Annotated in this window: 17 protein-coding genes and 1 pseudogene; 16 read left to right on the top strand and 2 right to left on the bottom strand. The window is 41.2% G+C overall.

Translation table 11 applies throughout. The features are described 5' to 3' along the window. Positions 1–193 precede the first annotated feature (193 nt). The 6 genes from mnmG (at position 194) to deoC (ending at position 7,364) form a co-directional block, all read left to right on the top strand. Positions 194–2,068: a tRNA uridine-5-carboxymethylaminomethyl(34) synthesis enzyme MnmG gene (mnmG, locus tag A3GM_RS0105325; protein ID WP_025830041.1), complete on the top strand. Its 1,875-nt coding sequence runs from the start codon at positions 194–196 to the stop codon at positions 2,066–2,068. A 148-nt stretch (positions 2,069–2,216) separates the two neighbouring features. Continuing rightward, a complete protein-coding gene (locus A3GM_RS0105320; protein ID WP_025830039.1) occupies positions 2,217–2,747 on the top strand; it encodes an adenine phosphoribosyltransferase in 531 nt (176 codons plus the stop codon). 220 nt (positions 2,748–2,967) lie between these two features. Then, the gene (gene uvrC, locus A3GM_RS0105315) at positions 2,968–4,818 is read left to right on the top strand and encodes an excinuclease ABC subunit UvrC (protein ID WP_018362358.1); all 1,851 of its coding nucleotides are present in this window, start codon (positions 2,968–2,970) and stop codon (positions 4,816–4,818) included. 697 nt (positions 4,819–5,515) lie between these two features. Further along, positions 5,516–5,968 (top strand): D-aminoacyl-tRNA deacylase, encoded by a 453-nt coding sequence (dtd, locus tag A3GM_RS0105305; RefSeq protein ID WP_018362357.1) that lies wholly within the window; start codon positions 5,516–5,518, stop codon positions 5,966–5,968. A gap of 42 nt (positions 5,969–6,010) precedes the next feature. Further along, on the top strand, positions 6,011–6,394 hold the full coding sequence (locus A3GM_RS0105300) for a nucleotide pyrophosphohydrolase (protein WP_018362356.1): 384 nt from the start codon (positions 6,011–6,013) through the stop codon (positions 6,392–6,394). A gap of 19 nt (positions 6,395–6,413) precedes the next feature. Then, a complete protein-coding gene (gene deoC, locus A3GM_RS0105295) occupies positions 6,414–7,364 on the top strand; it encodes a deoxyribose-phosphate aldolase (RefSeq protein ID WP_018362355.1) in 951 nt (316 codons plus the stop codon). 137 nt (positions 7,365–7,501) lie between these two features. Here deoC and A3GM_RS0105290 read toward each other — a convergent pair whose 3' ends face one another. After that, positions 7,502–8,479, bottom strand: a complete 978-nt coding sequence (locus A3GM_RS0105290; protein ID WP_025830038.1) for a polyprenyl synthetase family protein — start codon at positions 8,477–8,479, stop codon at positions 7,502–7,504. An 86-nt stretch (positions 8,480–8,565) separates the two neighbouring features. Between A3GM_RS0105290 and polA the strand changes: the two genes are divergently transcribed. The 10 genes and pseudogenes from polA (at position 8,566) to A3GM_RS0105230 (ending at position 24,471) form a co-directional block, all read left to right on the top strand. Beyond that, positions 8,566–11,331, top strand: coding sequence for a DNA polymerase I (gene polA, locus A3GM_RS0105285; RefSeq protein ID WP_018362353.1), 2,766 nt, complete (start codon positions 8,566–8,568; stop codon positions 11,329–11,331). Between the two features lie 399 nt (positions 11,332–11,730). After that, positions 11,731–12,219, top strand: a complete 489-nt coding sequence (locus A3GM_RS0105275) for a peroxiredoxin family protein (protein WP_018362351.1) — start codon at positions 11,731–11,733, stop codon at positions 12,217–12,219. Next, complete coding sequence (locus tag A3GM_RS0105270; protein ID WP_018362350.1) at positions 12,216–13,853, top strand: DUF6029 family protein; 1,638 nt, start codon at positions 12,216–12,218, stop codon at positions 13,851–13,853. The genes A3GM_RS0105275 and A3GM_RS0105270 overlap by 4 nt, the downstream gene beginning before the upstream one ends. A 5-nt stretch (positions 13,854–13,858) precedes the next feature. Next, a complete protein-coding gene (locus tag A3GM_RS0105265; protein ID WP_025830035.1) occupies positions 13,859–14,647 on the top strand; it encodes an Omp28 family outer membrane lipoprotein in 789 nt (262 codons plus the stop codon). Between the two features lie 83 nt (positions 14,648–14,730). Further along, positions 14,731–15,417, top strand: coding sequence for a T9SS type A sorting domain-containing protein (locus A3GM_RS0105260; RefSeq protein ID WP_018362348.1), 687 nt, complete (start codon positions 14,731–14,733; stop codon positions 15,415–15,417). Between the two features lie 21 nt (positions 15,418–15,438). Continuing rightward, on the top strand, positions 15,439–16,746 hold the full coding sequence (locus A3GM_RS0105255) for an Omp28-related outer membrane protein (RefSeq protein WP_018362347.1): 1,308 nt from the start codon (positions 15,439–15,441) through the stop codon (positions 16,744–16,746). Between the two features lie 460 nt (positions 16,747–17,206). Next, positions 17,207–18,130, top strand: coding sequence for an acyltransferase family protein (locus tag A3GM_RS0105245; RefSeq protein WP_018362345.1), 924 nt, complete (start codon positions 17,207–17,209; stop codon positions 18,128–18,130). 88 nt (positions 18,131–18,218) lie between these two features. Further along, on the top strand, positions 18,219–19,058 hold the full coding sequence (locus A3GM_RS0105240; RefSeq protein WP_018362344.1) for an aldo/keto reductase: 840 nt from the start codon (positions 18,219–18,221) through the stop codon (positions 19,056–19,058). 448 nt (positions 19,059–19,506) lie between these two features. Further along, positions 19,507–22,679, top strand: a pseudogene (locus tag A3GM_RS11025) (SusC/RagA family TonB-linked outer membrane protein). A 28-nt stretch (positions 22,680–22,707) separates the two neighbouring features. Next, complete coding sequence (locus A3GM_RS0105230; protein WP_018362343.1) at positions 22,708–24,471, top strand: RagB/SusD family nutrient uptake outer membrane protein; 1,764 nt, start codon at positions 22,708–22,710, stop codon at positions 24,469–24,471. A 477-nt stretch (positions 24,472–24,948) separates the two neighbouring features. On the opposite strand, the gene A3GM_RS0105225 is transcribed toward A3GM_RS0105230, so the two are convergent. Then, on the bottom strand, positions 24,949–25,608 hold the full coding sequence (locus tag A3GM_RS0105225) for a DUF4840 domain-containing protein (protein WP_018362342.1): 660 nt from the start codon (positions 25,606–25,608) through the stop codon (positions 24,949–24,951). Positions 25,609–25,886: the final 278 nt, after the last annotated feature.

The following is a 25,886-nucleotide window of genomic DNA, read 5'->3' as shown; positions in this document are numbered from 1 at the left end:
TTCGAATGTTTTTAAGCTTCTATAAGAAGATGTTTTATTTATTACATAACACAAGGATATTGCTTATAAAACAATAGATTAAAAACTGTAGGAGAGGTTGGTTTCTTTTACATTTGAAAAGAACGTTGAAAGACTCACACCTATTTATATATTATACGAGAACATATTTAAGGATAAAACCAAAATAACAAGAATGAACTTCAAATATGATGTGATTGTTGTGGGCGGAGGACATGCTGGTAACGAAGCAGCAACCGCTGCTTCCAACATGGGAGCTAAGACTTGTCTAATCACTATCGACATGAATAAGATTGGACAAATGAGCTGTAACCCCGCTATTGGTGGCATTGCGAAAGGCCAAATAGTTAGAGAAGTCGACGCATTAGGCGGACAAATGGGTCTAATTACCGACGCAACGGCTATTCAATTCAGAATGTTGAACCGTGGAAAGGGCCCCGCTGTGTGGAGTCCACGTGCACAATGCGACCGAGAAAAGTTTATAACTAAATGGAAAGAGACTTTAGATAAAACGGAGAACCTCGATATTTGGCAAGACCAAGTAGATGAGTTGATCGTTAAAAACAATGAGATTGTTGGCGTAAGAACCGTTTGGGGAGTTGAATTCACCGCAAAATGTGTCATTATCACTGCGGGAACCTTCCTCAATGGATTAATGCACATCGGACGAAGAACCTTCCCTGGAGGTAGATGTGCAGAGCCTGCTGTACCCCATCTCACCGAATGTATCAACCAATTGGGTATCCGTTCTGACCGAATGAAAACAGGAACACCTGTAAGAATCGATAAACGTTCGGTGCATTTCGATGAAATGGAGAAACAAGATGGCGACTTCGATTTCCATCAGTTCAGCTATATGAATCTTCATAAGCCTCTCAAACAATTGCCTTGTTGGACTTTTTACACTACCCCCGAAGCGCACATGGAGCTCAACAAGGGTATTGCCGACTCGCCATTGTTTAACGGACAGATTCAAAGTACAGGTCCAAGATACTGCCCTTCTATTGAAACCAAACTCGTAACTTTCCCCGATAAAGACAAACATCCTTTATTCTTAGAGCCCGAAGGCACCGACACCAACGAGATGTATCTCAATGGTTTCTCTTCAAGTATGCCTTTCGAGGTGCAGTTAAACGCACTTCACAAGATCCCTGCGCTAAGAGATGCGAAGATTTATCGCCCAGGTTACGCCATCGAATACGATTATTTCGACCCCACTCAGCTTAAACATACTCTTGAAAGTAAAGTGGTAAAAGGACTTTACTTCGCTGGACAAGTAAACGGAACTACTGGCTATGAAGAGGCAGCAGGTCAAGGTTTAGTTGCAGGTATCAATGCAGCTCTAAAATGTTTCTACGACGATAAGGAGTTTGTTATGAAACGAGACGAGAGCTATATTGGCGTTCTCATCGACGATTTAACCACTAAAGGTGTCGATGAACCTTATCGAATGTTTACTTCAAGAGCAGAATACAGAATCTTGTTGCGCCAAGATGATGCCGACTACAGATTAACTTCTAAGGCGTTTGAATTGGGTATTGCTACTAAAGAGCGTTACGATTGGTGGAAACAGAAAGAAGATTCTATTTCTAAAATCATACAATTCTGCGATGAAACCAGCATAAAACCCAAAGATATCAATGCAAGTTTAGAACGTTTGGGCACCACTCCTATCCACTCATCTATCAAGATTTCAGATTTAATTGCTCGTCCTCAACTTACAATGAGCAACCTTGCTGAAGTTATTCCCCATTTGAACGAGATTTTAAAAGACGTTCCTAACAGAGAGGAAGAAATCACCGAAGCAGCAGAAATCAGAATTAAATACAGAGGATATATCGAAAGAGAGCGAATCATTGCCGATAAAATGAGACGTTTAGAAGATATCAAGATCAAGGGAAGATTTAATTATGCACAACTTCACGAGATATCTACTGAAGGCAGACAGAAGCTCGAAAAGATTCAACCTGAAACGTTAGCAGAGGCAAGTAGAATTCCTGGTGTATCTCCAAGCGATATCAACGTGCTCCTTATCTTATTAGGAAGATAATCTAAAAACAGAAAATATTCGAATGTATCGAGAACTTTCTTCGATGCATTCACAAGATAAGAAAGAAACAAGCGTGAAACTATCGCAAGACAAATGTAAGTTTCACGTGAAACAAAAGAATAAGAAACAACAATATAATTATTTGATAATGAACAACAAACTATTATTAGACAATCTGCGTTCAATTCCAGATTGGCCTATAAAGGGTGTCAACTTCAGAGATGTTACCACCCTATTTAAAAACGCAGAGTGCTTAAAGACAATTGCCGATGAAATGTATGATCTTTATAAAGACAAGGGCATTACTAAGGTAGTTGGCATCGAAAGCCGTGGTTTTGTTATGAGTTCTGCTCTTGCCATCAAACTAAACGCTGGTATTGCGCTATGTAGAAAGCCTGGAAAGCTACCCTGTGAAACTGTACAAGAAAGCTATGAGAAGGAATATGGCATCGATACTATCGAGATACATAAAGACGCAATAGAAGAAGGCGACGTGGTTTTACTTCACGATGACTTGCTTGCTACTGGCGGAACGATGAAAGCTGCATGCGATCTTGTTAGAAAATTCAAACCTAAAAAGATTTATTGCAACTTCATCATCGAACTCTTAGACGAAGGACTTAACGGTAGAGAGGTATTCGATAAAGACATCGAAATTACCACATTACTAAAACTTTAAGATACGAAAGGATTGAATCGGTTTGCCGAACTTACATAAGGCACCATTCAATCCTTTTATTATTCCCCACCCCTTTCTCGTCTTTCACAAGAAAGAAACAAACCTTTCATCGACAAGATGAACAACATGTGAAACTTTACCACACAATATTTATTACATATAAAAGTTTCACGTGAAACACAAAAGTATAGAAATACTGATTCTAAAGGCATTATAGTGCATGACAAAGGATAAAAAAGAAGAGCGCATTAGCAAATTAAAAGGCATCGTACAAAGCATGCCTGAGAAGCCTGGTAGTTACCAATTCTACGATGAAAACAACGTTATTATATACGTAGGAAAGGCAAAACGCCTCAAAAGTCGTGTATCTTCGTATTTCCACAAAGAAGTAGATAGATTTAAAACAAAGGTACTTGTAAGTAAAATTCACAACATTTCATATACCGTTGTCAACACTGAAGAAGACGCACTACTACTCGAAAACAGCCTAATTAAGAAATACACGCCACGCTATAACGTTCTACTTAAAGACGGAAAGACCTACCCCAGCATTTGTGTTACGCACGAATACTTTCCTCGCATATTCAAAACCCGCACCATTAATCACAAAACAGGCAGCTATTTTGGTCCTTTCACCAACGTAACCGCTCTTAAATCACTTTTAGAACTCATTACAAAGATCTACAAACCCCGTAGTTGTCAGCTTCCACTTACACCGCAAGGCATCGCCAATAACAAGTTCAAATCATGTTTAGAGTATCACATTCACAATTGCTTAGGCCCCTGTATTGGCAAGCAGACTATGGAAGATTATAACGAAAAGATTGCCCAAGCCAAAGAAATACTCAAAGGAAACGTGCGCAAAACCAGTGCTACTCTCTACGAAAAGATGATGCAGTTGGCTCAAGAAATGCGTTTTGAAGAAGCCCAAGAGCTTAAAAAGCAATACGAATTAATTGCCTCGTTCGTTGCCAAAAGCGAGGTCGTTAGTCACACCATACGCAATGTAGACGTGTTTAGTATCACGCATCACGACAACGAAAAAACGGCTTTTATCAACTACATTCACGTTAAAAATGGCACGATTAATCAGAGTTTCACCTACGAATACAAGCAAAAGGTGAACGAAACAAACGAAGAACTTTTGGTAAGTGCAATCCTCGAAATTCGCAATCGTTTTGCCAGTGAGGCGCAAGAGATCATCGTTCCATTTGAAATAGATTGGCAATTGACCAACGCCTACTTCACTGTGCCACAAAGAGGCGACAAAAAGAAGCTTTTAGAGCTGTCGGAAATGAACGGAAAGCAGTATAAGTTCGACCGCATGAAGCAAGCCGACAAGCTCAATCCTGAGCAAAAATACACCCGAATAATGAAAGAATTGCAAAACCATTTGCAGCTTTCTAAACTACCCTATCACATCGAATGCTTCGACAACTCGAACATCAGCGGAACAAATGCAGTGGCAGGCTGTGTGGTTTTCAAAGGAATGAAACCCTCAAAGAGCGACTATCGCAAGTATAACATCAAAACTGTGGTTGGACCTGATGATTATGCGTCGATGCAAGAGGTTGTTTATAGACGTTATAAGCGCATGATTGACGAGGGAAAGCCGCTACCCGACCTCATCATTACCGATGGCGGTAAGGGTCAAATGAGCGTTGTTCGAGAGGTGATTGAGGGTCAGTTACATCTCCAAATTCCCATTGCTGGATTGGCAAAAGACAACCATCACCGCACCAACGAATTACTCTTTGGAAACCCTCCCATTGTTATTGGATTGAAGAACAATAGCGAATTGTTTTTGGCACTTATGCGCATTCAAGACGAGGTGCACCGCTATGCCATTTCGTTCCATAGAGACAAGCGTTCTAAAACCGCTCTACATTCTGAGTTAGACAACATTAAAGGCGTTGGAGCGAAGACTAAAGAGGCTCTTATTGCGCAGTTTAAGAGCGTGAAGAAGATTAAAGATGCTAACTTAGAGCAACTTACAGAGGTGCTCGGAGCAAGCAAAGCCGCTACTGTGTTCAATTACTTTCATCAAGAAGAGCAAAACAGCGACAATTAAGTTGTAACCCCTTTACAATCAATATATTAAAGATTTTAAAGCGAGTAAACATCTCGTTTTAGAATCTTTTTTATTGCTTTCTACCCCACAAACGCCCTTTCCTTGCTTCACACAGCACCTTTTTTCATTTCATCCTTAACCACTTTCCACCCCAAGTCCTATCTTTTCCCACCGCTGTCACAAGCCTTCGCCTCTACACTTTCAATCCTTTTCTATCTCTCTCCTCGTCTTCCTTCATCATCCATTCCAATCCCTTTTCCCACTTGTTCTATTCTTTTCTATCACCTTCTCTACCCTTTCACCTCAATCTCTCAACCCCTTTCTATTTCTGCACCTTTTTGCACACTTTGTAATTGCAGTGCAATTATCTTAAAAAAGCATTGAGTTTGCCCCCTAAAAGCAATACTATTGCAAGCTAAAAGCAAGCCTTTTATTTCCCCATAGCGCACCCACCATTTCCACAGGACACCGCACACGCACAGCAAAGCCACTTCACATCGCTTTTAATTGCGTTCTAAGATCGTTTTATTTCTTTTCCACTGCAATACCCACCTCATGCTCAACAAGGGCGCAAATCGACAAAATAAGCCTAAAAGATGATGCACAATAAAAATAAAAGTGTGCATTTTGCACAAGTGCAACGCAACTACTTGAAAATAACGACTGCCGTATGCGCTTTTTTTTGTAATTTTGTAACATGAGAATAGTTATTCAAAGGGTTTTAAACGCCAGCGTTTCGATTAACAACGAGGTACACTCTGCCATTTCAAAAGGCTTTCTTTTGTTAGTGGGAGTTACCCAAACCGACACGCAAGAAGATGTAGAATGGCTTGCCAACAAGGTGTGTTCGCTTCGTGTTTTCGACGACGAAGAGGGCGTGATGAACAAGAGTATTCAAGATATTGATGGCGAAATCCTCGCTGTTAGTCAGTTCACTCTCATGGCATCTTATAAAAAAGGTAACCGACCTTCATACATTCGAGCTTCAAGTCCCGACCATTCTCTCCCACTCTACAACAGCTTTGTGGATAAACTAAAGCAACTCTTAAACAAAGATATCGCCACAGGTGTGTTTGGAGCGGATATGAAAGTGAGTCTAACCAACGATGGACCTGTTACCATCTGCATGGATTCTAAGAACAAAGAATAGGGCAAAAACGAGCCGTAGATCCTTTATTTCAACTCGCAAGATATGGACAATCAATCGCAAAAGATAAACGCTTGCAACGCAAGCAATGAGCCCACAGAGCCTAAGAGCATGCAAGACATGCAACAAGAGGTTGACAAGTGGATTAAAACTTATGGCGTTCGCTATTTCTCGGAGCTTACTAATATGGCGTGTTTAACCGAAGAAGTGGGCGAATTGGCAAGGGTTATGGCTCGCACCTATGGCGACCAGAGCTTTAAAAAGAACGAGAATCACAACCTATCTGAAGAGATGGCGGACGTGCTTTGGGTGCTTATCTGCCTCGCAAATCAAACGGGTGTAGACCTCACTAAGGCGTTTAACGACTCGATGAAAAAGAAGACTGAACGAGACGCCACACGCCATTTGAACAACGATAAATTGAAATAACAAAATAAACAATACAAACATGAATTCAGAAACAAACCAATGCAACCACGAGCATCACGATTGCTGTGGTCATCATCACGAAGAAACGAATAAATATCTCGATATGTTGGCACTCTACAACACTAAGTTGAACGACGCTGAAGTGAGCGAAGCAGTGCGCAAAATTATCGCCGAAAAGGTACACGAAAACGATAACGACGATGTAAAGCGTTTCCTCTTTGGAAGTATCGAGCTAACATCTCTTAAAACAACTGATAGCGACGAGAGCATACTTGCATTCACCGAGCGTGTTAATCAGTTCGACTCTGCCTATCCAGACATGCCTCATGTGGCTACAATATGCACCTATCCCTGCTATGCTTCTATCGTAAGTCAAACCCTAGAGGTTGAGGGTGTTGAGGTAACTTGTGTGTCTGCGGGCTTCCCTTCATCACAAATGCTTCCTGAAATAAAGGTTGCTGAAACTGCTCTTGCTGTGAAAGACGGTGCTACTGAGATTGATATTGTGATGTCGGTAGGTAAATTCTTGAGCGGAGACTATGAGGGAATGTGCGACGAAATCAGCGAAATTAAGAGCGTTTGTGGCGACGATGTGCCCTTGAAAGTGATTCTTGAGACTGGCGATATTAAGACTGCTGAGAACATTAAAAAGGCGTCTTTACTTGCAATGTATGCTGGTGCCGACTACATCAAGACTTCAACTGGTAAAGAACCAATATCTGCTACTCCTGAAGCTGCATACGTAATGTGTCAAGCTATCAAAGAATATCACGAGAAAACAGGTATCAAAATCGGTTTTAAACCAGCGGGTGGAATCAACACTGTGATGGATGCTATCATCTATTACACCATCGTTAAAGAGGTATTGGGTAAGGAATGGCTCACCAATAAATATCTTCGTTTGGGTACAAGTCGCCTCACTAACTTGCTTCTTAGCGAACTAACTGGCGAAGAAACTAAGTTCTTCTAAATAGAAAAGCATCATTGATGCTTATAAAAAGAAAAGGTCTCATAAGATTTAAATGGTGTTTTCTATTCCATTTTCTTATGAGACCTTATTGTATCTATATGCTCTGCTCTACCCTATTTCAAGGGTTTTTACTGGCATTATAGCTTTCGTTCTATCACATAGTCTAAGTAAGCGTTGAGTGCTTGCTTAATGTCTGCGTCTTGAATCTTCTCTTCTATAAATCCGATAGCTTTGTTTTTAAACTCTCGCATCTTAGCTTCTGCATATTCAATACCGCCATTTTCTTTTGTGAAAGCAACCAACTGAGCCACTTCTTCGGGTGTAACTTCGCCCTTTCTCACCTTCAATGCCAAGTCTTTCATTGCGCCATTGTCGGCGGATAGCACTGCATGTATCACAGGAAGGGTTAGCTTTCCTTCTGCCATATCATTGCCTGTGGGCTTTCCTATGTCGTTCGATTCGTAATAATCAAATATATCATCACGTATTTGGAACGCCATTCCGAGGTGCAAACCGAATAGTCTTGCCTGCTCAACATCGTCTTTTGATGCTCCAACAGATAAGGCTCCGATCTCTGTACACGCCTCAAATAGAGCCGCAGTCTTACGCTTTATCACTTCATAATAAGCCTCTTCAGATATCGTTTGATTGCTTATATTTTCTAATTGCAATATCTCTCCGTCTGAAAGGGTGCGTCCTAACTCTGCTAAGCCAGACACAATGCGGTCGGAAGAGGTGTAACTAACATGTAAGAGGGCTGTAGATAGTATATAATCGCCAACAAGTACTGCCACTTTATTATCATAAAAGGCATTAACAGACGCTTGTCCACGTCGCTCTCCACTTTCATCTACAACGTCATCATGCACTAATGAGGCTGTATGTAACAGCTCTAAACCTATTGCGGCATGCTGAGTTACCTCGCTAACACATCCAAATGCCTTTGCAATAAGCAACATTAACATAGGTCGCATGCGCTTTCCTGAGCGTTGCTTTATAAACATTAGCACTTGAGATAACAATCCATCTTGATGCTCAAGCGATGTATTAAAAAGATCGATGAAATGGTTTAATTCTTCAGTTATTGGCTTTTTTATTACCGATAAGTAATCCATATTCATTCAAATTTCTTACAAAAATAAACAAATAATCGGTAAGTATCGCTCTTTTTTCGTAATTTTACGCATCAAAATACATATTTATGAATAAACTTTTTCTTTTAGATGCCTACGCATTAATTTATCGTTCTTATTACGCTTTCATTAAGAATCCCCGCATAAACTCTAAAGGTTTCAACACAAGTGCAATACTTGGATTTGTGAATACCCTACATGAAGTAATCCAAAAAGAACAACCTTCGCACCTAGGAGTGGCGTTCGACCCCAGCGGTCCCACCTTTCGTGATGAGGCATTTGCCGACTATAAGGCTCAAAGAGAAAAGACTCCTGAAGACATTAAGCTGTCTGTTCCCATCATAAAGCAGATTCTTGAGGCCATGAATATCCCTATTCTTGAGGTAAAGGGATACGAAGCCGACGATGTTATCGGTACTCTTGCCACCCAAGCAAGCCACTTTGACATGGAAACCTATATGCTTACGCCCGATAAAGACTATGGTCAATTGGTGAAAGATAATGTTTTTATCTATCGACCAAGACACGGCGGAGGATATGAAATACTTGGAGTTGAGCAGATAAAAGAAAAGTATCAAATCGAAAGTCCATCGCAAGTAATCGACATTCTTGCCTTAATGGGCGACTCTGCCGATAACTTTCCAGGCTGTCCAGGCGTTGGTGAGAAGACAGCTATTAAGCTAATCAACGACTTTAAGTCGATTAATAACTTGTTAGAGAATACCAACCAGCTCAAAGGAAAGTTGAAAGAGAAGGTCGAAGGCGCAGTGGATGATATTAAGATGTCGAACTTTTTGGCAACCATCAAAACCGATGTGCCCATCGAACTCAATTTAACCGATTTGCAACTCACCCCTCCTAACGAAGAAAAGTTACGTGCTTTGTTCGACGAACTCGAGTTTAGAACCCTCGCAAATAAATTCTTTAAAAAGACTGAAAATATACAAACGAAAGACAATTCGCAGTTAAATCTCTTTGAAGAATTCACGTCCAACGATGCAGTTGAGCCTAAATTTGAGAATTATAAGACACTTTTTGATACCAAATATAATTATAAACTCGTTGAAAAAGAAGAGGATATAAATAAATTATGTGATTTATTACTGACAAAAAGAATTGTAAGTTTAGACACAGAGACCACTTCTTTGAATCCATTAGAGGCAGAATTGGTGGGTTTGAGCTTTTCTGTTAGTCCTCAAGAAGCATTTTATGTGCCCATTCCTAACGAACAACAAAAAGCGCAAAAAATTGTAAATGCATTTCAACCGCTATACGAAAACGAAGAAATTGAGAAGGTAGGACAAAATATTAAGTACGACATCGAGGTACTAAGAAATTATGGTATCACGATGAAAGGTCCCCTCTTCGATACTATGATCGCTCATTATCTTCTCCAACCAGAGCTTCGTCACAACATGGATGATATGGCAGAGACCTATCTTCACTATAAAACTATCCACATAGATCAGCTCATTGGTGCCAAAGGAAAAGACCAATTAAGTATGCGTTCGCTTGCTCCCGAGCAGATAGTAGACTATGCTTGCGAAGATGCCGACATCACCTTGCAACTTAAAAACATATTCGAACCCAAGCTAAAAGAAGAAGGTTTATACCCATTATTTAAGGAAGTGGAAATGCCTTTGATTTATGTTTTGGCAGAGATGGAATGCAATGGCGTTAAACTTGATGTGCAAGCACTTTCTGAAGTGAGCAAAACCTTCAACGAGCAACTCAGTCAATACGAGCAAAAGATATACGAACTGGCAGGCGAAACCTTTAACATCTCGTCGCCAAAGCAGGTAGGAAGCATTCTATTCGAAAAGCTAAAGATATCTGAAAAGCCCAAGAAAACCAAGACAGGGCAATATGTTACGAGCGAAGAAGAATTGCAGAAGCTCATCAACAAACACCCTATTATCGACGAGATATTGAAATATCGTGGACTAAAGAAGCTCCTTAGCACTTATGTAGACGCCCTTCCTAAGCTTATAAACCCCAAAACTGGCAACATTCACACCAGCTTTAACCAAGCCACAACAGCCACAGGACGATTGAGTTCGAGCGATCCTAACTTGCAAAATATCCCTGTTCGAGGCGAAGATGGAAAAGAAATTCGCAAGTGTTTCATTCCTAACGACGGCTGTTTGTTCTTCAGTGCCGATTATAGTCAAATCGAGTTGCGCATCATGGCGCATCTAAGTGGCGACGAAAACATGATCGAAGCCTTTATAGAAGGGCACGACATTCATGCTGCCACCGCTGCAAAAATCTATAAAAAGCCTATCGACGAGGTGACAAGAGACGAGCGCACCAAGGCCAAACGTGCCAACTTTGGTATTATATATGGCATCACTGTTTTTGGATTGGCAGAGCGTTTGAACATCGAACGCAGCGAAGCCAAACAGCTCATCGACGGCTATTTCAGCACCTTCCCACAGGTTCAGGCCTATATGGAGCAGTGTAAAGAAACCGCAAGACAAAACGGTTATGTAGAAACCTTTATGCATCGTCGTCGCTATCTTGCCGACATCAATAGTCAAAATGCCACCGTTCGTGGTTATGCAGAGCGCAATGCCATCAACGCACCCATACAAGGTAGTGCGGCAGACATCATCAAGTTGGCAATGGTTCGTATCTATGAGCGATTCAAAAAAGAAGAAATAAAGAGCAAGATGATTCTTCAAGTGCACGACGAATTGAACTTTAGCGTGGTTCCTAACGAGAAAGAACAAGTGGAAAAGATAGTGCTCGAAGAGATGCAGAATGCCTTTAAGCTAAAAGTGCCATTGATTGCCGACGCTGGTTGGGGTGCAAACTGGCTCGAAGCACATTGATACACCCTCCCAAAACAAAGGGAAAAGAGGCAAAAGTGAGGTGCTTTTTAAACAGAAAAGTGTGCTACCAAGAGAAAGATGCAATGCCTCAACAAGAAAAAGGCGCACCATTCAAAGTAGAACAAGATGCTTGATAGAAGAGAACCATCTCTCCAACGCAAAAGAAATACTATTTTATCGGCTTGAAAAAGCAGTGTTTTTGGCTCGCAATTTCAATGCTATTACACCCTAAAAGAAGTGGAATTACAAAGCAAGTGCAATGCTTTTTGTAGTTCCACTTTTTCTCTTTAACACTCAAAGAGTTACAACTCCTTATAAATAAGCTACAAAATACTTGCAAAATAAGTTAAAACTAACTAACTTTGCCCCGCATTAACCAAAACAATAACACAGACAAATATGAAAAATTGGATCTTACTCTTGGTCTTATTAGCTGCATTCTGTGCACCTATCAAAGCGCAATTGCCTCAAATAACACTTAAAAGTATCGATGGAAAGAGCGTTCGTCTCGACACCATTTCTAACAACGACAAACCCATTATCGTGTCTTTCTTTGCCACATGGTGCAAGCCTTGCAACAGAGAATTGAGCGCAATTAACGAGGTTTACGACGAATGGCAAAAAGAAACAGGCGTTAAACTCATCGCTATCTCTATCGACCAAGCTCAAAACGTCAACAAAGTGAAGCCTTTGGTAGATGCTAATGGTTGGAAATACGAGGTTCTTCTCGATCCAAATGGAGAGGTTCGTCGTGCCGTTGGCGCACAAATGATTCCTTTTGTGTTGGTGTTAGACAAGAATAAAAACATCGTTTACAAGCATAGTGGCTATGCTGACGGAAGCGAAAACGAACTATACGAAAAGGTGAAGGAAGTCTGCAAAAAATGAAACTAAGCTATTTTTGCATCGCAACAACGCTTCTCCTCTCTCCCACTCTCTCTGCTTTTGCACAGGAAGAGGGCGACAAAGTGCGCCTATCGGGAAGCATTCAGACCGACTTTCTACTACCTCAAAAAGACACAAAGCTGGGCATTAACAACATCGAACACAAGGTGTTGAACAACACTTATGTTGACGTTAACGCCTCGTATAAGAACTTTGACGCTGGAGTTAGAATGGAATATATGCAACATCCCTTACCAGGTTTTGAACAAGACTTTAAGGGTTGGGGCGTACCTCATTTCTATTTAAAAGGTCGATTCAATAAAGTTGAGCTTACATTGGGACATTTCTACGAGCAATTCGGAGCTGGATTTGCCCTCAGAAGCTATGAAGAACGCAGCTTGGGAATAGACAACTCTATTCTTGGAGCACGCATTGTGGCTACTCCTTTCGATGGTGTTCGCCTCAAAGCACTGGCTGGAAAGCAACGAAGATATTGGAAACTCAACCCTTCTTTCATCTCGGGTGCCGACCTCGAACTGAACTTAGAGCAATGGATTAAGCCTCTTCAACAAAGCGAAACCTACCTTTCTGTGGGCGCATCGCTGGTGAATAAGAACGAGAAAGACGAGGATATTCTTGTGGGTTCTACACATCGTTTAAACCTTCCACGCAACGTTTCGGTGGTAGATGCAAGGGTTCAACTGCAACACAAGGGCGTAAATATCTTGGCAGAGTGTGCTTTTAAAGGACAAGACCCAACGCTTAACAACAACTACATCTATCGAAAAGGATATGTAACAATGCTCTCTTGCTCTTATTCTAAAAGCGGATTGGGAGCTATTGTGCAAGCCAAAAGAAGTGTAAACATGGGCTTTAGAGGCGTGAGAAGTATGGACGGATTATCGTCTTTCATCAATCACATGCCCCCATTCACCATGGAACACACCTACACTCTTGCGGCTTTATACCCCTATTCTACTCACCCCGATGGCGAATGGGCCTACCAATGCTCGTTGAACTATACCTTTAAAAAGGGCAGTTCGTTAGGTGGAGCATACGGAACGAAGGTGAAATTCAATGCAAGTCATGTGCACGCCATTCAAAACAACGGCCTCAACATGCCTGGAAAAGACGGCTATGGCTCGGCATTTTGGAAGTGGGGAGATGCCACTTACTATCAAGATATCAACTTACAGGTAGAGAAAAAGCTCTCTAAAAGCACCCAAATAGGCTTGATGTATATGAATCAAAGATACAACGAAACGGCTATTAAGGGCGAAGGGGGTATGTTGCGCAACAACATTTTCATTGCCGAACTAAAACAAAAGCTATCGCACAAAACCACACTTCGTGCCGAAGCGCAGTATTTAAGCTCTGCCGATGGCGATAAAGACTGGCTCTTTGCATTGGCTGAAGTGTCGTTCTCGCCTCATTGGATGGTGTCGGTTTCCGACCTTTTCAACAGCGGTAGCACCAAACAGCACTACTATCAGTCGTTTGTTGGCTACTATAACGGAGCACATCGCATTCAGTTGGGCTATCAACGAACACGTGCTGGCTATAATTGTGCAGGCGGAGTGTGTCGCTATGTGCCTGCAAGTAAGGGCTTAAGCCTATCTTATAATTATAATTTTTAATGTAAATGAAGAAACAATATTATATACTTTTCCTTTGCATGGCTATGCTATTGGGCTGTAACAACATCGATAGTAACAACCGATTGATTGAGATTCCAGTTGCAACAGTAGAGCGCAATGTGTTGGTTGAGGAGTTTACTGGGCAGAAATGTCTTAACTGTCCTGCCGCAGGTGTTGCCTTAAAGGATATTCAAAGCAAATATAACGAGGGCAATGTGGTGGTAGTTGGCATTCATGGAGGGCCTCTTGCACTCAAATCAAGCGGCAATATTGTGGGCTTAAGAACCGACCTTTCCGACCAATATTATAAGCTATGGAAGGTGAGTGGCGTGCCTTGTGCCGTGATAAACCGCAACAGTGGCGTGATTAAAAGAAACGCTTGGGCGGCTAAGATATACGAGGATTTGCAACAAACAAGTAGCATCAAAATCGTAACAAAGGCTCAACGTGTTGCCAACAGCAACGACATCACCATCTCTACCACCACCAACAACACTGGAGAAGCGGTGAAAGGACATCTGCAATTGTGGCTCGTTGAAAACAATATCACTGCCATTCAGCAGCTACCTAACAACGATGTTCAACACAACTACGTGCATAACCATGTGTTGAGAGACGCTATTAACGGAGCAATGGGCGAAGAGGTGAGCCTCAACAGCAACACTCCTCAAACCTTTGAGCACCGCTATTCGGCTAAAGATTACATCAACTTAAACAACTGCCACATCGTTGCTTTCGTGTATAACGATAGCGGAGTGTTGCAAGTGGTGCAACAAGCTGTTTCTAATGAGTAGAATACTACGATAGGAAATGGTTTCTGAAGGATAAAAAGAAGATAACAAATAAACAATAACAAATAATTAAAAACAATACAATTATGAAAAAATTCTACTCAATTAGTTTACTTTTCCTCTTGTGTTTCATGCTTCAAGCTAAGGCACAAACAGCGAATCCCGATTTCAAGTTTGTAACAACAGGCGGACAAGAGATTGAAAATGGTGCTACAATTAAAAGCAATAACGCTATCGATAACCCTTATGGTGAAGGCGGAAAGCTAATCAAAGAAAGCTTTGTTATCGACAATTTGCGCAAACAAGACTATATTGTTTACGTTCAATACACTATCAACAAGCTTGAAGGAACTAACGTTGGCGTTTGCTTTAACGGCGATTGTACAGCAGAAGAAGCGGTAGGAACATATCAAATGGACCAACAACAGCTTCTTTCTACCGATGAAACTAAGCAAGTGGTAGACGTTGATTTCGCTTTTGAAACAAAGGGTAAGGCAAGCATCACAGTGCAACTTTTCTACCAAAGTATATTTAGTTCTGAGGGAGATCCATTCACAGCAGGTCCTAAAGTGACTTATGAATTCACCTCAGAGACTACTGGAATCAATGCAACAAAGGCTGCAAACATTGCTTACTACAATGTATTCAACCTTCAAGGAATTCAAGTTTTAAACAAAGCAGCAAGTCTTTCAGGTCTTCAAGCAGGTACTTATATCGTGCAAGCATACGACAATAAAGGCTTAGTTAACACAACAAAGCAAATCATTCGCTAAGTTATAGCACAGTAATCTAACATGAAACAATTCGTTCTAAGCGCATTTATTTTCGTTTTAAGCACTTTATTCAACATCAATGAGTGCTGGGCAGGCGACCTAAGTCTTGCGCCCGCAGCGGCAAGAAAAACGTATATTGCACGTTCATCAAGCACTGCTAAGGCCTTTATTAGCGTCACAAGCTTTGGCAGAGACGTTGTAAACTCGTTTGAATATACCATAACAAGCGACAAAGGAACAGTGGTTGAAGGTACTTATACCTTTAAAGAAGCATTCAGAATATATGACACTTCAACATGTGAAATAGAGTTTCCTGTAAACAAAACCACTGATATCACAAGTCTAACATTCAGCATCAATAAGGTAAATAACGAACGCAACGGGGCTACTTTAGGCTCTTGTAACATTCCTTTTACCTTTATTTCAAAGTTTGCAACACGCAAAGTGGTGGTCGAAGACTTCACAGGCATGTGGTGTGGATGGTGCCCTCGTGGTATTGCAGCAATGGAATACATGCAAAAACACTATCCAGAAAGCTTCATTGGTATTGCTGCTCACGATGGAGATGTATTGAGTACGCCAGACTATGCCTATGTATTGGCAAAGTATAGAGGTCGCCCATACGTTCTAATGAACCGCACAACAAGAGTGAACAGCTTTGTTCCTAAAAGCGAATTAGAAAGAGAAAGGGATGCAGGAGCAGACATGGACGTTGACATTTCTGCTGTTTGGGACGAAGGAAAGAAGAAGATTAGCATCACATCTACCACTACTTTCAGACTAGATGCAAGCGAAGGGAACTATGCTTTGGCTTATGTTTTGACCGAAGACGGCATAAAAACCACAAGAGCACAAAACAATAACTTCGCAGGAGACATGACTTTAAAGGGCGTTTCGGAAGAAGCTGAGTTCTTTATGAATAGTGGTCAGGCTATTTATGACATGACTAACAACCATGTTGCCATTGCTGCAAAGAACATTACAAATGGACTTGAGGGCATTGTAAAGGCTCCATTCGTTGCCGATAAGCCTATTGTTCACGAAACATCGTTCGACAATATGGCTCAATATAGAAAGATACAGAACAAAGATAACTTATCTGTTTGCGTGCTATTGATCGACACGAGCAATGGAAAAATTGTGAATGCTAATAAATGTAAGATTCAAACTGCCAACGCAACAGGCATCGAAAGCACCACAATTGACAACAAAGAAAAGCACGTTGTGGCTAGATATACTATCAATGGAGAGTTTATTTCGGCTCCTGTTAAGGGCATTAACATCGTGAAATACAGCGACGGCACAACGAAAAAAGAGGTGGTTCAATAACCTCCTACTTCGTTTATGCGTGCTAAATAAAGACGAATTGCATCGTCACACAAAACAAAAAGCACATAAAACAAAAGATGAATGTGGGTAAAAGCGCAACAAACGCCACCGACATTCATCTTTTTTGTTTTCTCATGTCGTTACACATTCATCACCTTTATTATTCCCTTGTGTTTCAATAACATCACAACAATGTTTCACGAGAAACATTATTACACTCCTCTCCCACTCCATTTGCCTTGCAATATGGGGTTATCAGTTAGCAATATGCCCCCTTTTCCGCCCCCAAAAGCACATCAATATACAAAAAAGAGTATAGATTTTGCTATATCACACTTAATCTCTACCTTTGCATTAAGCACCTAACAAGGTATGAACAACACACTTAGCGAGCCTCAAACAAGGTGCAACGAGTTAAGAAAACAGCTCTACTGAATATTTCACTAACACCATAAAGCGAATGAAACCTGTACGAATTGAAGAGTTAGACTATTTAAAAGGCATATTGATTACGCTCGTAGTGCTCTTTCATTTAACCTATTTTTCAACCGAATACACCCTTGCAAAGCAGTTTGTTTACACCTTTCACATGCCCGCTTTCTTAGTTATTTCGGGCTGGTTGATGAACATTGAAGCGCCATTACCCCACTTTGGGCGAATGATTTCGAAGATACTCCTACCCTATATCGTGTTCGAATCGGGCTATATCGTTATCTCTGCACTGAAAATGGCGGCAGTTCCCATAGCCGAACTCAATGTAAGCACGTTCTTATATCACTTCTTTGCATCGCCAGTTGGGCCCTATTGGTTCCTACATACGCTAATTATTTGCGCTGTGGTGTATAAGCTTTGGCACACCATTTTCGCCTCCTCTACAAGCAAACAAGCCATTGCAATGGTGCTCACAATATGGGTTTTGGCTCAATATGTTCACATTATTTCGTTTGCTTCGGGCTGTTTTTTCATTGCAGGAGCTACTCTTCGACGTTCTAACATACACATAACCAGCGTTTTAAGCCCTAATATCTTGGCGTTGATTGCATTAGTTGTGTTGTGCACTAATCCTGCTTTCTTTGTAGAAGAGAGCCTTTCGGGCATCGCAATTGTGTATGTGATGATGAGCGTTATGCTACTTGTTTACAACCTTAGTCCCCACTTTTTGCGCTCAAAAGTGTGCTATCTCGGTCAAAGAACCCTCCCTATTTACCTCTATTCTCCTTTATTCACCTTCCTATTCAAGGCCTTCAAGCTCTATTTTAGCTTCGACCCTACCCGCTTTGTCTTTGCCTTTGTGGCCACAACTTGTTGCATCATAGGCTCGTTATGTGCCGACAAAGTGGTAAAAACAATCATTAATGGAGCACAAAAAGTAGTAAAAAGATAGCTAAAAAGACCGAAAAACTTTTTGCGCAATAATATTTTTGTATCTTTGTTCCATACAATATAATAACAATTTAAACAGAAAGGATAATATGAATTACGTAGAATTGAATAACGGAGTGAAGATGCCTCAGCTTGGATATGGTGTTTTTCAGGTAGAACCAGCAGAGGCAGAGCGTTGCGTTTTAGATGCAATTAGCGTGGGATATAGACTAATTGACACCGCACAAATCTATAAAAACGAAGAAGGTGTGGGCAATGCCATTGCCAAATGCGGTGTTCCTCGCTCAGAACTATTCATCGTTACAAAGGTATGGCCAGCTAATGCAGGCGAAGAAAAGGCCTATGCGTCGATCTTAGAGAGCCTTAAAAAGCTAAAAAGTGATTATATCGACCTGCTTCTTGTGCACCAACCATACGGCGACTATTATGGAACTTATCGTGCAATGGAGCGTGCTTATCGTGAAGGAAAGGTGCGTGCAATTGGCGTAAGCAACTTTTATCCCGACCGATTGATCGACCTTCATCACCATGTAGATATCAAACCTGCCGTGAACCAGGTAGAAACTCATGTGTTTAATCAACAGCTTGAGGAGCAAAAATACATGGAAAAATACAATTGTCAGATCATGTCTTGGGGTCCATTTGCAGAGGGAAAGAACGATTTTTTCAACAATGAGACTTTAATCGAGATAGGAAACAAACACAATAAAACGGTGGCTCAGGTGGCTCTTCGCTATCTATTGCAACGTGGCGTGGTTGTTATTCCTAAATCAACTCACAAAGATCGCATGGAACAAAACATGGATATCTTTAACTTCTTACTTACCGATGAGGACATGAAGACCATCGAAAAGTTGGATACTAAGCACACTTTGTTTGCTTCTCACAGAGATCCTCAATTCGTTGAGTTGATTCTTTCGTTGAAATAAGCATAGCTTTTGGTTCACAATAGCATCGCTATTACACTGCAATGGCATTGACTTTAGCGTGCAATTACATTGATATTAGAACAACAACAAATTCTTTTAGCTCTTACAGGCAATGCAACAGGTGTGCAAGGTGCTTGTAAGAGCTTTTATTTTGCCTACATGTTGTCTACTTTTTTTGCACTAAAAGTATCAAAATGGGAGAGTGGCTGGTGTCTTTTTCTTATATAATAAGGTAGCAAAAATAGTCTTTCTCTTTTATTCTCAATACTTTAAACTATTTAACTAAGAATGAAAGCTGCGCAGAGATGATTTACAAAAATCTTTCCATATATTTGCATTTACAGTTGACTTAAATCACTAAACACGCTTTAAACCTCTGTATTGAAGAGACAATAAACCTTTTTTGATAAACATAAATATGAAAAGATTAACCTACAAGACGCAACAGATGAGCTTCAATCATCTATTGCGAAGCACCACCTTAGTGTGTGGAATGCTACTCCTTCCCGCTGTTTCGGTAGGAGCATCTAACACTATCACTCAACAAACACGGCCTGCAGAGCAAATCAAAGGCTCGGTTCTTAGTAACACAGGAGAGCCTCTTATTGGTGTAACTGTACGTGCAACGGGTAGTTCTGCAGGAACTGTTACCGACTTAGATGGTAACTTCTCTATTAATGTTGCACCCGGAACGCAGCTCACTTTCTCGTACACGGGCTTTAAATCGCACAGTGCTAAAGCTCAAAACGGCATGCGCATCACCCTACAAAGCGACGTTAACGACCTAAATGAGGTGGTTGTTGTGGGTTATGGCACACAAAAGAAAGCCAACTTAACTGGTGCTGTGGCTTCAGTTAGCGGTAGTGTGCTCGAGAATAGACCTATTAGTAACCTCGGACAAGGCCTCCAAGGTGTTGTACCTAACCTCAATGTATCGATGGGTAAGGGTGGAGCTCCTGGCGCAGGAGCATCGTTTAACGTTCGTGGTACAACGTCTCTCAACGGAGGAGGACCGCTTGTGTTGGTGGATAACGTACAAATGGACGCCAACTTAGTGAACCCCGACGATATAGAATCTATCTCTGTGCTTAAAGATGCGGCTTCTGCTGCTATCTATGGAGCACGTGCTGCGTATGGAGTTATCCTCATTACCACTAAGAAAGGTAAGCTAAATTCTCGCCCAACAGTGCAGTTCTCGGCTTCAGGATACTGGCAAAAGCCCGCTGTTGAAATGCATAATGTCAACTCATTAGACTATCTTAAGATGATAGACATCGCTTATCAAAACAGCGGTGGTAGTGGACATTACTTCAATCCATTGGTTTATTCGTATACAGAAAAATACATGAACGGCACTTATGATCAGCCTGTTTTCTTCGATAAGAGCTATAGTACATTCAAATATGGCTATAATGGTAACACAGACTGGTGGAAAGAGCTTTATAAAACATCGTTCTCGCAAATTTATAACGCAAGTATTAGCGGCGGAAGTCAAAAACTCGCTACTATGTTTCGCTCGGCGCAAACAATCAAGGCGGTATTTTAAAGGCAACAAACGAGAAATACAACAAGTATAACGCTAACATTAACATCACATCTGAATTAACTCCATGGATGGAAGTGTCGGCTAAGATCGCTCATACCTATACAACTGAAATGCATCCAACAGGTGGAACAACTGCAATGAACTCGACTGCATACTCTGGTATCTCTGCTTATAGCGGTATGATGAAATCAGACTTGAGTCCATTAATGCCTGTTAAGCACCCCGATGGCCATTATGCTGGACAAGGAAACTTCACTAACCCTGTTGCAATTCAGGCTCAAGGCGGTAACGCAAGCTCTCGTCAAAACGACCTTTGGATGACTGCTGGCGTGAAACTTACTCCGCTTAAAGGTCTTGTTATCAATGCCGACTACACATGGAACTACTATGGTTGGGCTTCAACTCAGCACGTTCGTAACTTCTACGACTACACTGCTGTACCAGGAACTGAAAACTATTATCCTTGGACTAACCCAAGTAGTGTAACCAAAGTGAGCAATAACGACTACTATTCTTCATTCAATGCGTTTGCAGAATATGCTCTCTCTTTAGACCAAAAAGCGCATAACTTTAAGTTTATGTTGGGTTATAACCAAGAGAAAAAACGCACCGATTACTACTTTGGAGGTAGAAAAGACTTGATAGATTCTAACAATCCAGCTGTCAATCAGGCAACAGGAGATATGAATATCGATGGAAATATGGGTCAATGGTCGGTTAATGGCGCCTTTGCTCGTATCAACTACGACTATAAAGGACGTTACCTTGTTGAATTAAACGGCCGCTACGACGGTTCATCTAAATTCAAAAAAGGATATCGTTATCAGTTCTTCCCATCTGTTTCTGTGGCTTGGCGTGCATCAGAAGAAAAGTTCTTTGAAAGCATGAAGGACTGGTGTGACAACTTAAAGCTACGTGCTTCGTACGGATCTTTGGGTAATCAGGTGGTAGATGGTAACTTCCCATATCTTGCTACCTATGGAATTAATAGCAAATATGGCGCAATCCTTGGCGGAACACGCCCTGTTGCCATCACAGCACCAGGTCTTGTGAGCTCTTCTTTCACATGGGAAACAGTGAATCAGATTGACTTAGGTATCGATGCAACATTCCTTCGCAATCGTCTTAACTTCTCTTTCGACTGGTATCGTCGTAATACTAAAGACATGCTTGTCAATGGTGAGGTGCTTCCTTCAGTGTTAGGAGCAGGCGTTCCACGCCAAAATGCAGCTAACTTAAAGACTGTTGGTTGGGAAGTTTCATTGGAATGGAACGACCGTTTAGCATGCGGTTTGTCTTATCATGTTAAGGGTGTGCTATCTGATTATCAATCAACTATCACCAAGTTCAATAACCCTACAGGCCTAATTAGCCAATATTACGAAGGACGTAAGATGAATGAAATCTGGGGATTTGTATCTAATGGACTCTTCCAAAGCGACCAAGAGGCTACAGATCACGTTAACCAATCTTACCTATATGGTGGTAAATGGGGAGCAGGTGACGTTCGTTTCGAGAACTTAAACAACGATAACAAGATCGATATAGGCGACAACACATTGGCAAACCCTGGTGATAGAAAGATAATTGGTAACTCAACACCTCGCTTTGCTTATGGTATTACAGCTGGACTCGAGTATAAAGGATTCGACTTCGAAATGTTCTGGCAAGGAATTGGTAAGCGTGATTGGTTCCCAGGCTCTGGTACTGCAGCGTTTTGGGGCTTCACTGACGAGTGGCAAACACCGCTTACAACATCTCTCGACTATTGGACTACAGAGAACACAGGTGCATACTTCCCTAAATTAGGATGGGCAAACAGAGGTAACCGTACTGTTAGTACACGCTATTTGCAAAATGCAAGCTACTGTAGACTTAAGAATGTAACCTTAGGATACACCCTTCCTAAATCTATTGTTAGCAAGATTGGTGTTTCACGTCTTAGAGTTTACATCACAGGTGAAAACCTATTCACCTTCACTTCGCTCATAAAGGCGTTTGATCCTGAGACTTTAAGCAACATGACCTACCCAATTAACAAGAAAATTGCTGTAGGTTTGAATCTAACATTCTAATGTGTCACCTTCTAAAAACAATTTTATTATGAAATTTAAAAATTATATCGCACTATCATTACTTGCAGGAATGGCAGCTGCGTGTGATTATACAGACTTGTCTCCGCTTGACTCTTTCACAGATCAAACATACTGGAACACAACCAAAGACTTAAAACTTTATGCCAACGGACTATACGGAGCATTGAGCAGTCCATCGGCTTCGCTCGACAATGTGAGTGATAACTTCGTTACAACTAACTATAGTTCTTATCTATTTGATGAGATGACTGTACCCACAGAGGCATCTGCAGGAAACGGATGGTATTGGGACGACATCAGAAATTGCAACTACTTTATGAAACGTTACAATAAAGTTCAAGGCAGTCAAGATGAAATTAACAAGTATGTTGCAGAGGTTCGCTTCTTCCGTGGCTTGCATTATTTCAACAAATTGAAGATGTTTGGCGACGTGCCTTACTATGATTCAGACCTTCAAACCGATGATAAAGAGCAACTATATAAAGGCCGTGACCCTCAAGACGAAGTGCTTAAGCATGTTATCGAGGACTTTAAATTTGCTATAAGATGGCTTCCTGAGAAGTCATTATCAGAGTCTGGACGCCTCAACAAAGAAGCTGCACGTACCCAATTGGCACGCATCTATCTTCACTTTGGTACTTATAAGAAATACCACAACCAAACAGGTACAGGCGACTTAGCGGCTAATGCGCTATTAAAAGAAGCGGTGGCACAAACCGATACATTGATGGACAGTGGCAAATTCGACATCGTGAAGGGTACAGATACAGGTTGCGACCAACTTCCTTACGCTAATTATCCACTCTACTATTCAAACCAATTCACCCAAGAAGACCTTTCAACCAACAAAGAATGTATTCTTGCTCGTTTCTATGAAACAGGTGTTTTGACTCACGAATTAGGTAGACAAGCACAAAATGGCGGTATGGGTTTATCTAAAGACTTTATCGAATCGTTCTTAATGAAAGACGGAACACCTATCTACAACAGTGGTTCTGGCTATGCAGGCGACGACGATTTAGAACAAGAAATAACCAATCGTGACCCCCGTTTGTATCAAATTGTAGACAATAGTCACAAACCATACTATGTACGCAACGGCGAACGCATTGCTAACGAGCCTGCAAATAGAGTAGGATCGAGCAAAGCTGTAACGGGTTACGACTGCGTTAAGTTCCATCATGCAAACACTGTGCAACAAGAAGCACGTAACTCTACATTCGACTGGTTCGTTTATCGTTATGCAGAAGTGTTGTTAATCAATGCCGAAGCGAATGCAGAATTGAACACTTGCACACAAGCTGTGCTTGATAAGACCATCAACAAGTTGCGTGACCGTGTGGGAATGCCTCACTTAACCACATCTCCTGTTACCGATGCGAAGCCTATTGATTATGGTTATACACTCTCTAATCTTCTTTATGAGATTAGACGTGAACGCCGAATTGAGCTTATTGCTGAAGGATTCCGCCTTGATGACCTCAAACGTTGGAACGCAATGAAGCTAATGTCTAATCCAAAAACAATGTTTGGTATTAAGATTACACCACAATCTATCAGCGGATTCCCTGCAGGCACATTCGATAGCCAAACAGGTCGCCCAACAATAGAATACAATGGCGCAACATATCTATACCAATACAAGGCTGCTAAGAAGCTTGATGATGCAGGAAGACAATGGAAAACCAACGATCGTCGTTTCTTATATCCTATTCCTAAACAAGAATTGGTGCTTAACAAGCAACTAACACAAAACCCTGGTTGGGAATAATTATCGGTGAAATAGATTATATTTAACGATACAAAACGAGCGGGACACTATGTTATGGGTGTCTCGCTCGTTGCTTTTTGTCGCCTCATTGCCGTTTTCTTTGCCTCTAACTGCTTCTATTTGCTTTCGCAACACAATGCTCACATCGAACTATATTAATCGATTGTAGCGCATTTAAAATGCTTTATTTAACGGCTTTCTGCCTTTATGTATCTAATTGCTATGCTTTTTGCTCATAATAGCACTGCTTTTATCTACCAATTACATTGCAATTGGGGCGCAATATCACCGCTTTTTCTGCATCCGCAAATATCTTCTTGGAAGGAATGTCTATCTCACTGCTTTTAAATATGTTATGATGAGTGGGAGAGAAGGGGCAAAAGGGAGGGGAAAGGGTGGGAGAGAACACGAAAAAGGGAGAGCAGCTCTGTGGCTATTCTCCCTTCTTTTATCACATTAAAACATCTCGTTGATGTGCTATTGCTTATATTTTGCTCGTAAAAGGTCTACACTATAGATATTATCGGGCGTTGTATTCACCGCAATAGTGGTAGCTTGTAGGGGCACTTCTACGCCATCTACGGTCAGCTTTCCAGTAGTAACGATCGCAAAAAGATCCTTAGAAAACTTGTAATCATAATATCCCCACGACCAAGGAGCTGCCACATCATAGTTTTGAACCACTGTGTGTTGCTTGCCTCCGTATGTCACTTTGAAGGTTTGAGGCTGTATTTTTGTTATAAGAAAACAAATAGGAGCATCGTCGTAGAAGTTGATTTTACAAACAAGTGGTTGTGCTTCTACTTGATTTAAGGCTGCTTTCAAATTGCTGTCTTTTATAAAGTCGGTCAAAGCTCGCATGGGAATAGAAGCGATGGTGAGCGTTGTGTCGTTAGCCACTCTGCACTTTATGTTGCGAACGGTGTCTACTTTGTTATACTTCGAGCCTGGTTTAGAAAGCTGATTAAGCACAAAGGTCATGCCTGTTGTATATTCTCCAACGGTAAGACTCAAAGCTCTTGCTTTCTCTTCTTTGGTCAACACTCGAACATCGCCGTTGTTTTCACTATCACAAGACGACATCAAACCGATGCAAAACACGGCTAAGACGAATAAAATAAATGATCGTTGTTTCATAATTCGTATGCGTTTCAATTGATTATACTACTTTTTATGAATACTGATACAATGTAAGGGGTTCCTCGTTTCATGTAGATTGGTACAGTCAAAATGCGAAATCTCTTTGTTGGGTCAGCTTCGTTTTCTTCCTACAAATATACTGCTTTTTTGGGGAAAGCAATGCAAAAAACTCCATCTTTTTATGATTTGAGGGGAGGAAGGGAAGAAAGATGGAGGGCGAAAGGGTGGGTGAAAGAATGGAAATAAGCAATTTTATAAGAAATCGATGGGTGTCT

Source organism: Hoylesella nanceiensis DSM 19126 = JCM 15639 (assembly GCF_000379965.1).
GTDB lineage: Bacteria > Bacteroidota > Bacteroidia > Bacteroidales > Bacteroidaceae > Prevotella > Prevotella nanceiensis.
Note: the sequence above shows the minus strand (reverse complement) of the source record. Positions and strands in the feature narration are given on the sequence as shown.

Bases quoted from the DNA above. Each gene is read 5' to 3' on its own strand.
- A3GM_RS0105225 (WP_018362342.1), bottom strand. From the start codon at position 25,608: ATGAAACAACGATCATTTATTTTATTCGTCTTAGCCGTGTTTTGCATC.
- A3GM_RS0105260 (WP_018362348.1), top strand. From the start codon at position 14,731: ATGAAAAAATTCTACTCAATTAGTTTACTTTTCCTCTTGTGTTTCATG.
- A3GM_RS0105320 (WP_025830039.1), top strand. From the start codon at position 2,217: ATGAACAACAAACTATTATTAGACAATCTGCGTTCAATTCCAGATTGG.
- A3GM_RS0105270 (WP_018362350.1), top strand. From the start codon at position 12,216: ATGAAACTAAGCTATTTTTGCATCGCAACAACGCTTCTCCTCTCTCCC.
- A3GM_RS0105245 (WP_018362345.1), top strand. From the start codon at position 17,207: ATGAAACCTGTACGAATTGAAGAGTTAGACTATTTAAAAGGCATATTG.
- A3GM_RS0105300 (WP_018362356.1), top strand. From the start codon at position 6,011: ATGGACAATCAATCGCAAAAGATAAACGCTTGCAACGCAAGCAATGAG.
- mnmG (WP_025830041.1), top strand. From the start codon at position 194: ATGAACTTCAAATATGATGTGATTGTTGTGGGCGGAGGACATGCTGGT.
- A3GM_RS0105240 (WP_018362344.1), top strand. From the start codon at position 18,219: ATGAATTACGTAGAATTGAATAACGGAGTGAAGATGCCTCAGCTTGGA.
- A3GM_RS0105290 (WP_025830038.1), bottom strand. From the start codon at position 8,479: ATGGATTACTTATCGGTAATAAAAAAGCCAATAACTGAAGAATTAAAC.
- A3GM_RS0105265 (WP_025830035.1), top strand. From the start codon at position 13,859: ATGAAGAAACAATATTATATACTTTTCCTTTGCATGGCTATGCTATTG.
- dtd (WP_018362357.1), top strand. From the start codon at position 5,516: ATGAGAATAGTTATTCAAAGGGTTTTAAACGCCAGCGTTTCGATTAAC.
- deoC (WP_018362355.1), top strand. From the start codon at position 6,414: ATGAATTCAGAAACAAACCAATGCAACCACGAGCATCACGATTGCTGT.
- A3GM_RS0105275 (WP_018362351.1), top strand. From the start codon at position 11,731: ATGAAAAATTGGATCTTACTCTTGGTCTTATTAGCTGCATTCTGTGCA.
- uvrC (WP_018362358.1), top strand. From the start codon at position 2,968: ATGACAAAGGATAAAAAAGAAGAGCGCATTAGCAAATTAAAAGGCATC.
- A3GM_RS0105230 (WP_018362343.1), top strand. From the start codon at position 22,708: ATGAAATTTAAAAATTATATCGCACTATCATTACTTGCAGGAATGGCA.
- polA (WP_018362353.1), top strand. From the start codon at position 8,566: ATGAATAAACTTTTTCTTTTAGATGCCTACGCATTAATTTATCGTTCT.
- A3GM_RS0105255 (WP_018362347.1), top strand. From the start codon at position 15,439: ATGAAACAATTCGTTCTAAGCGCATTTATTTTCGTTTTAAGCACTTTA.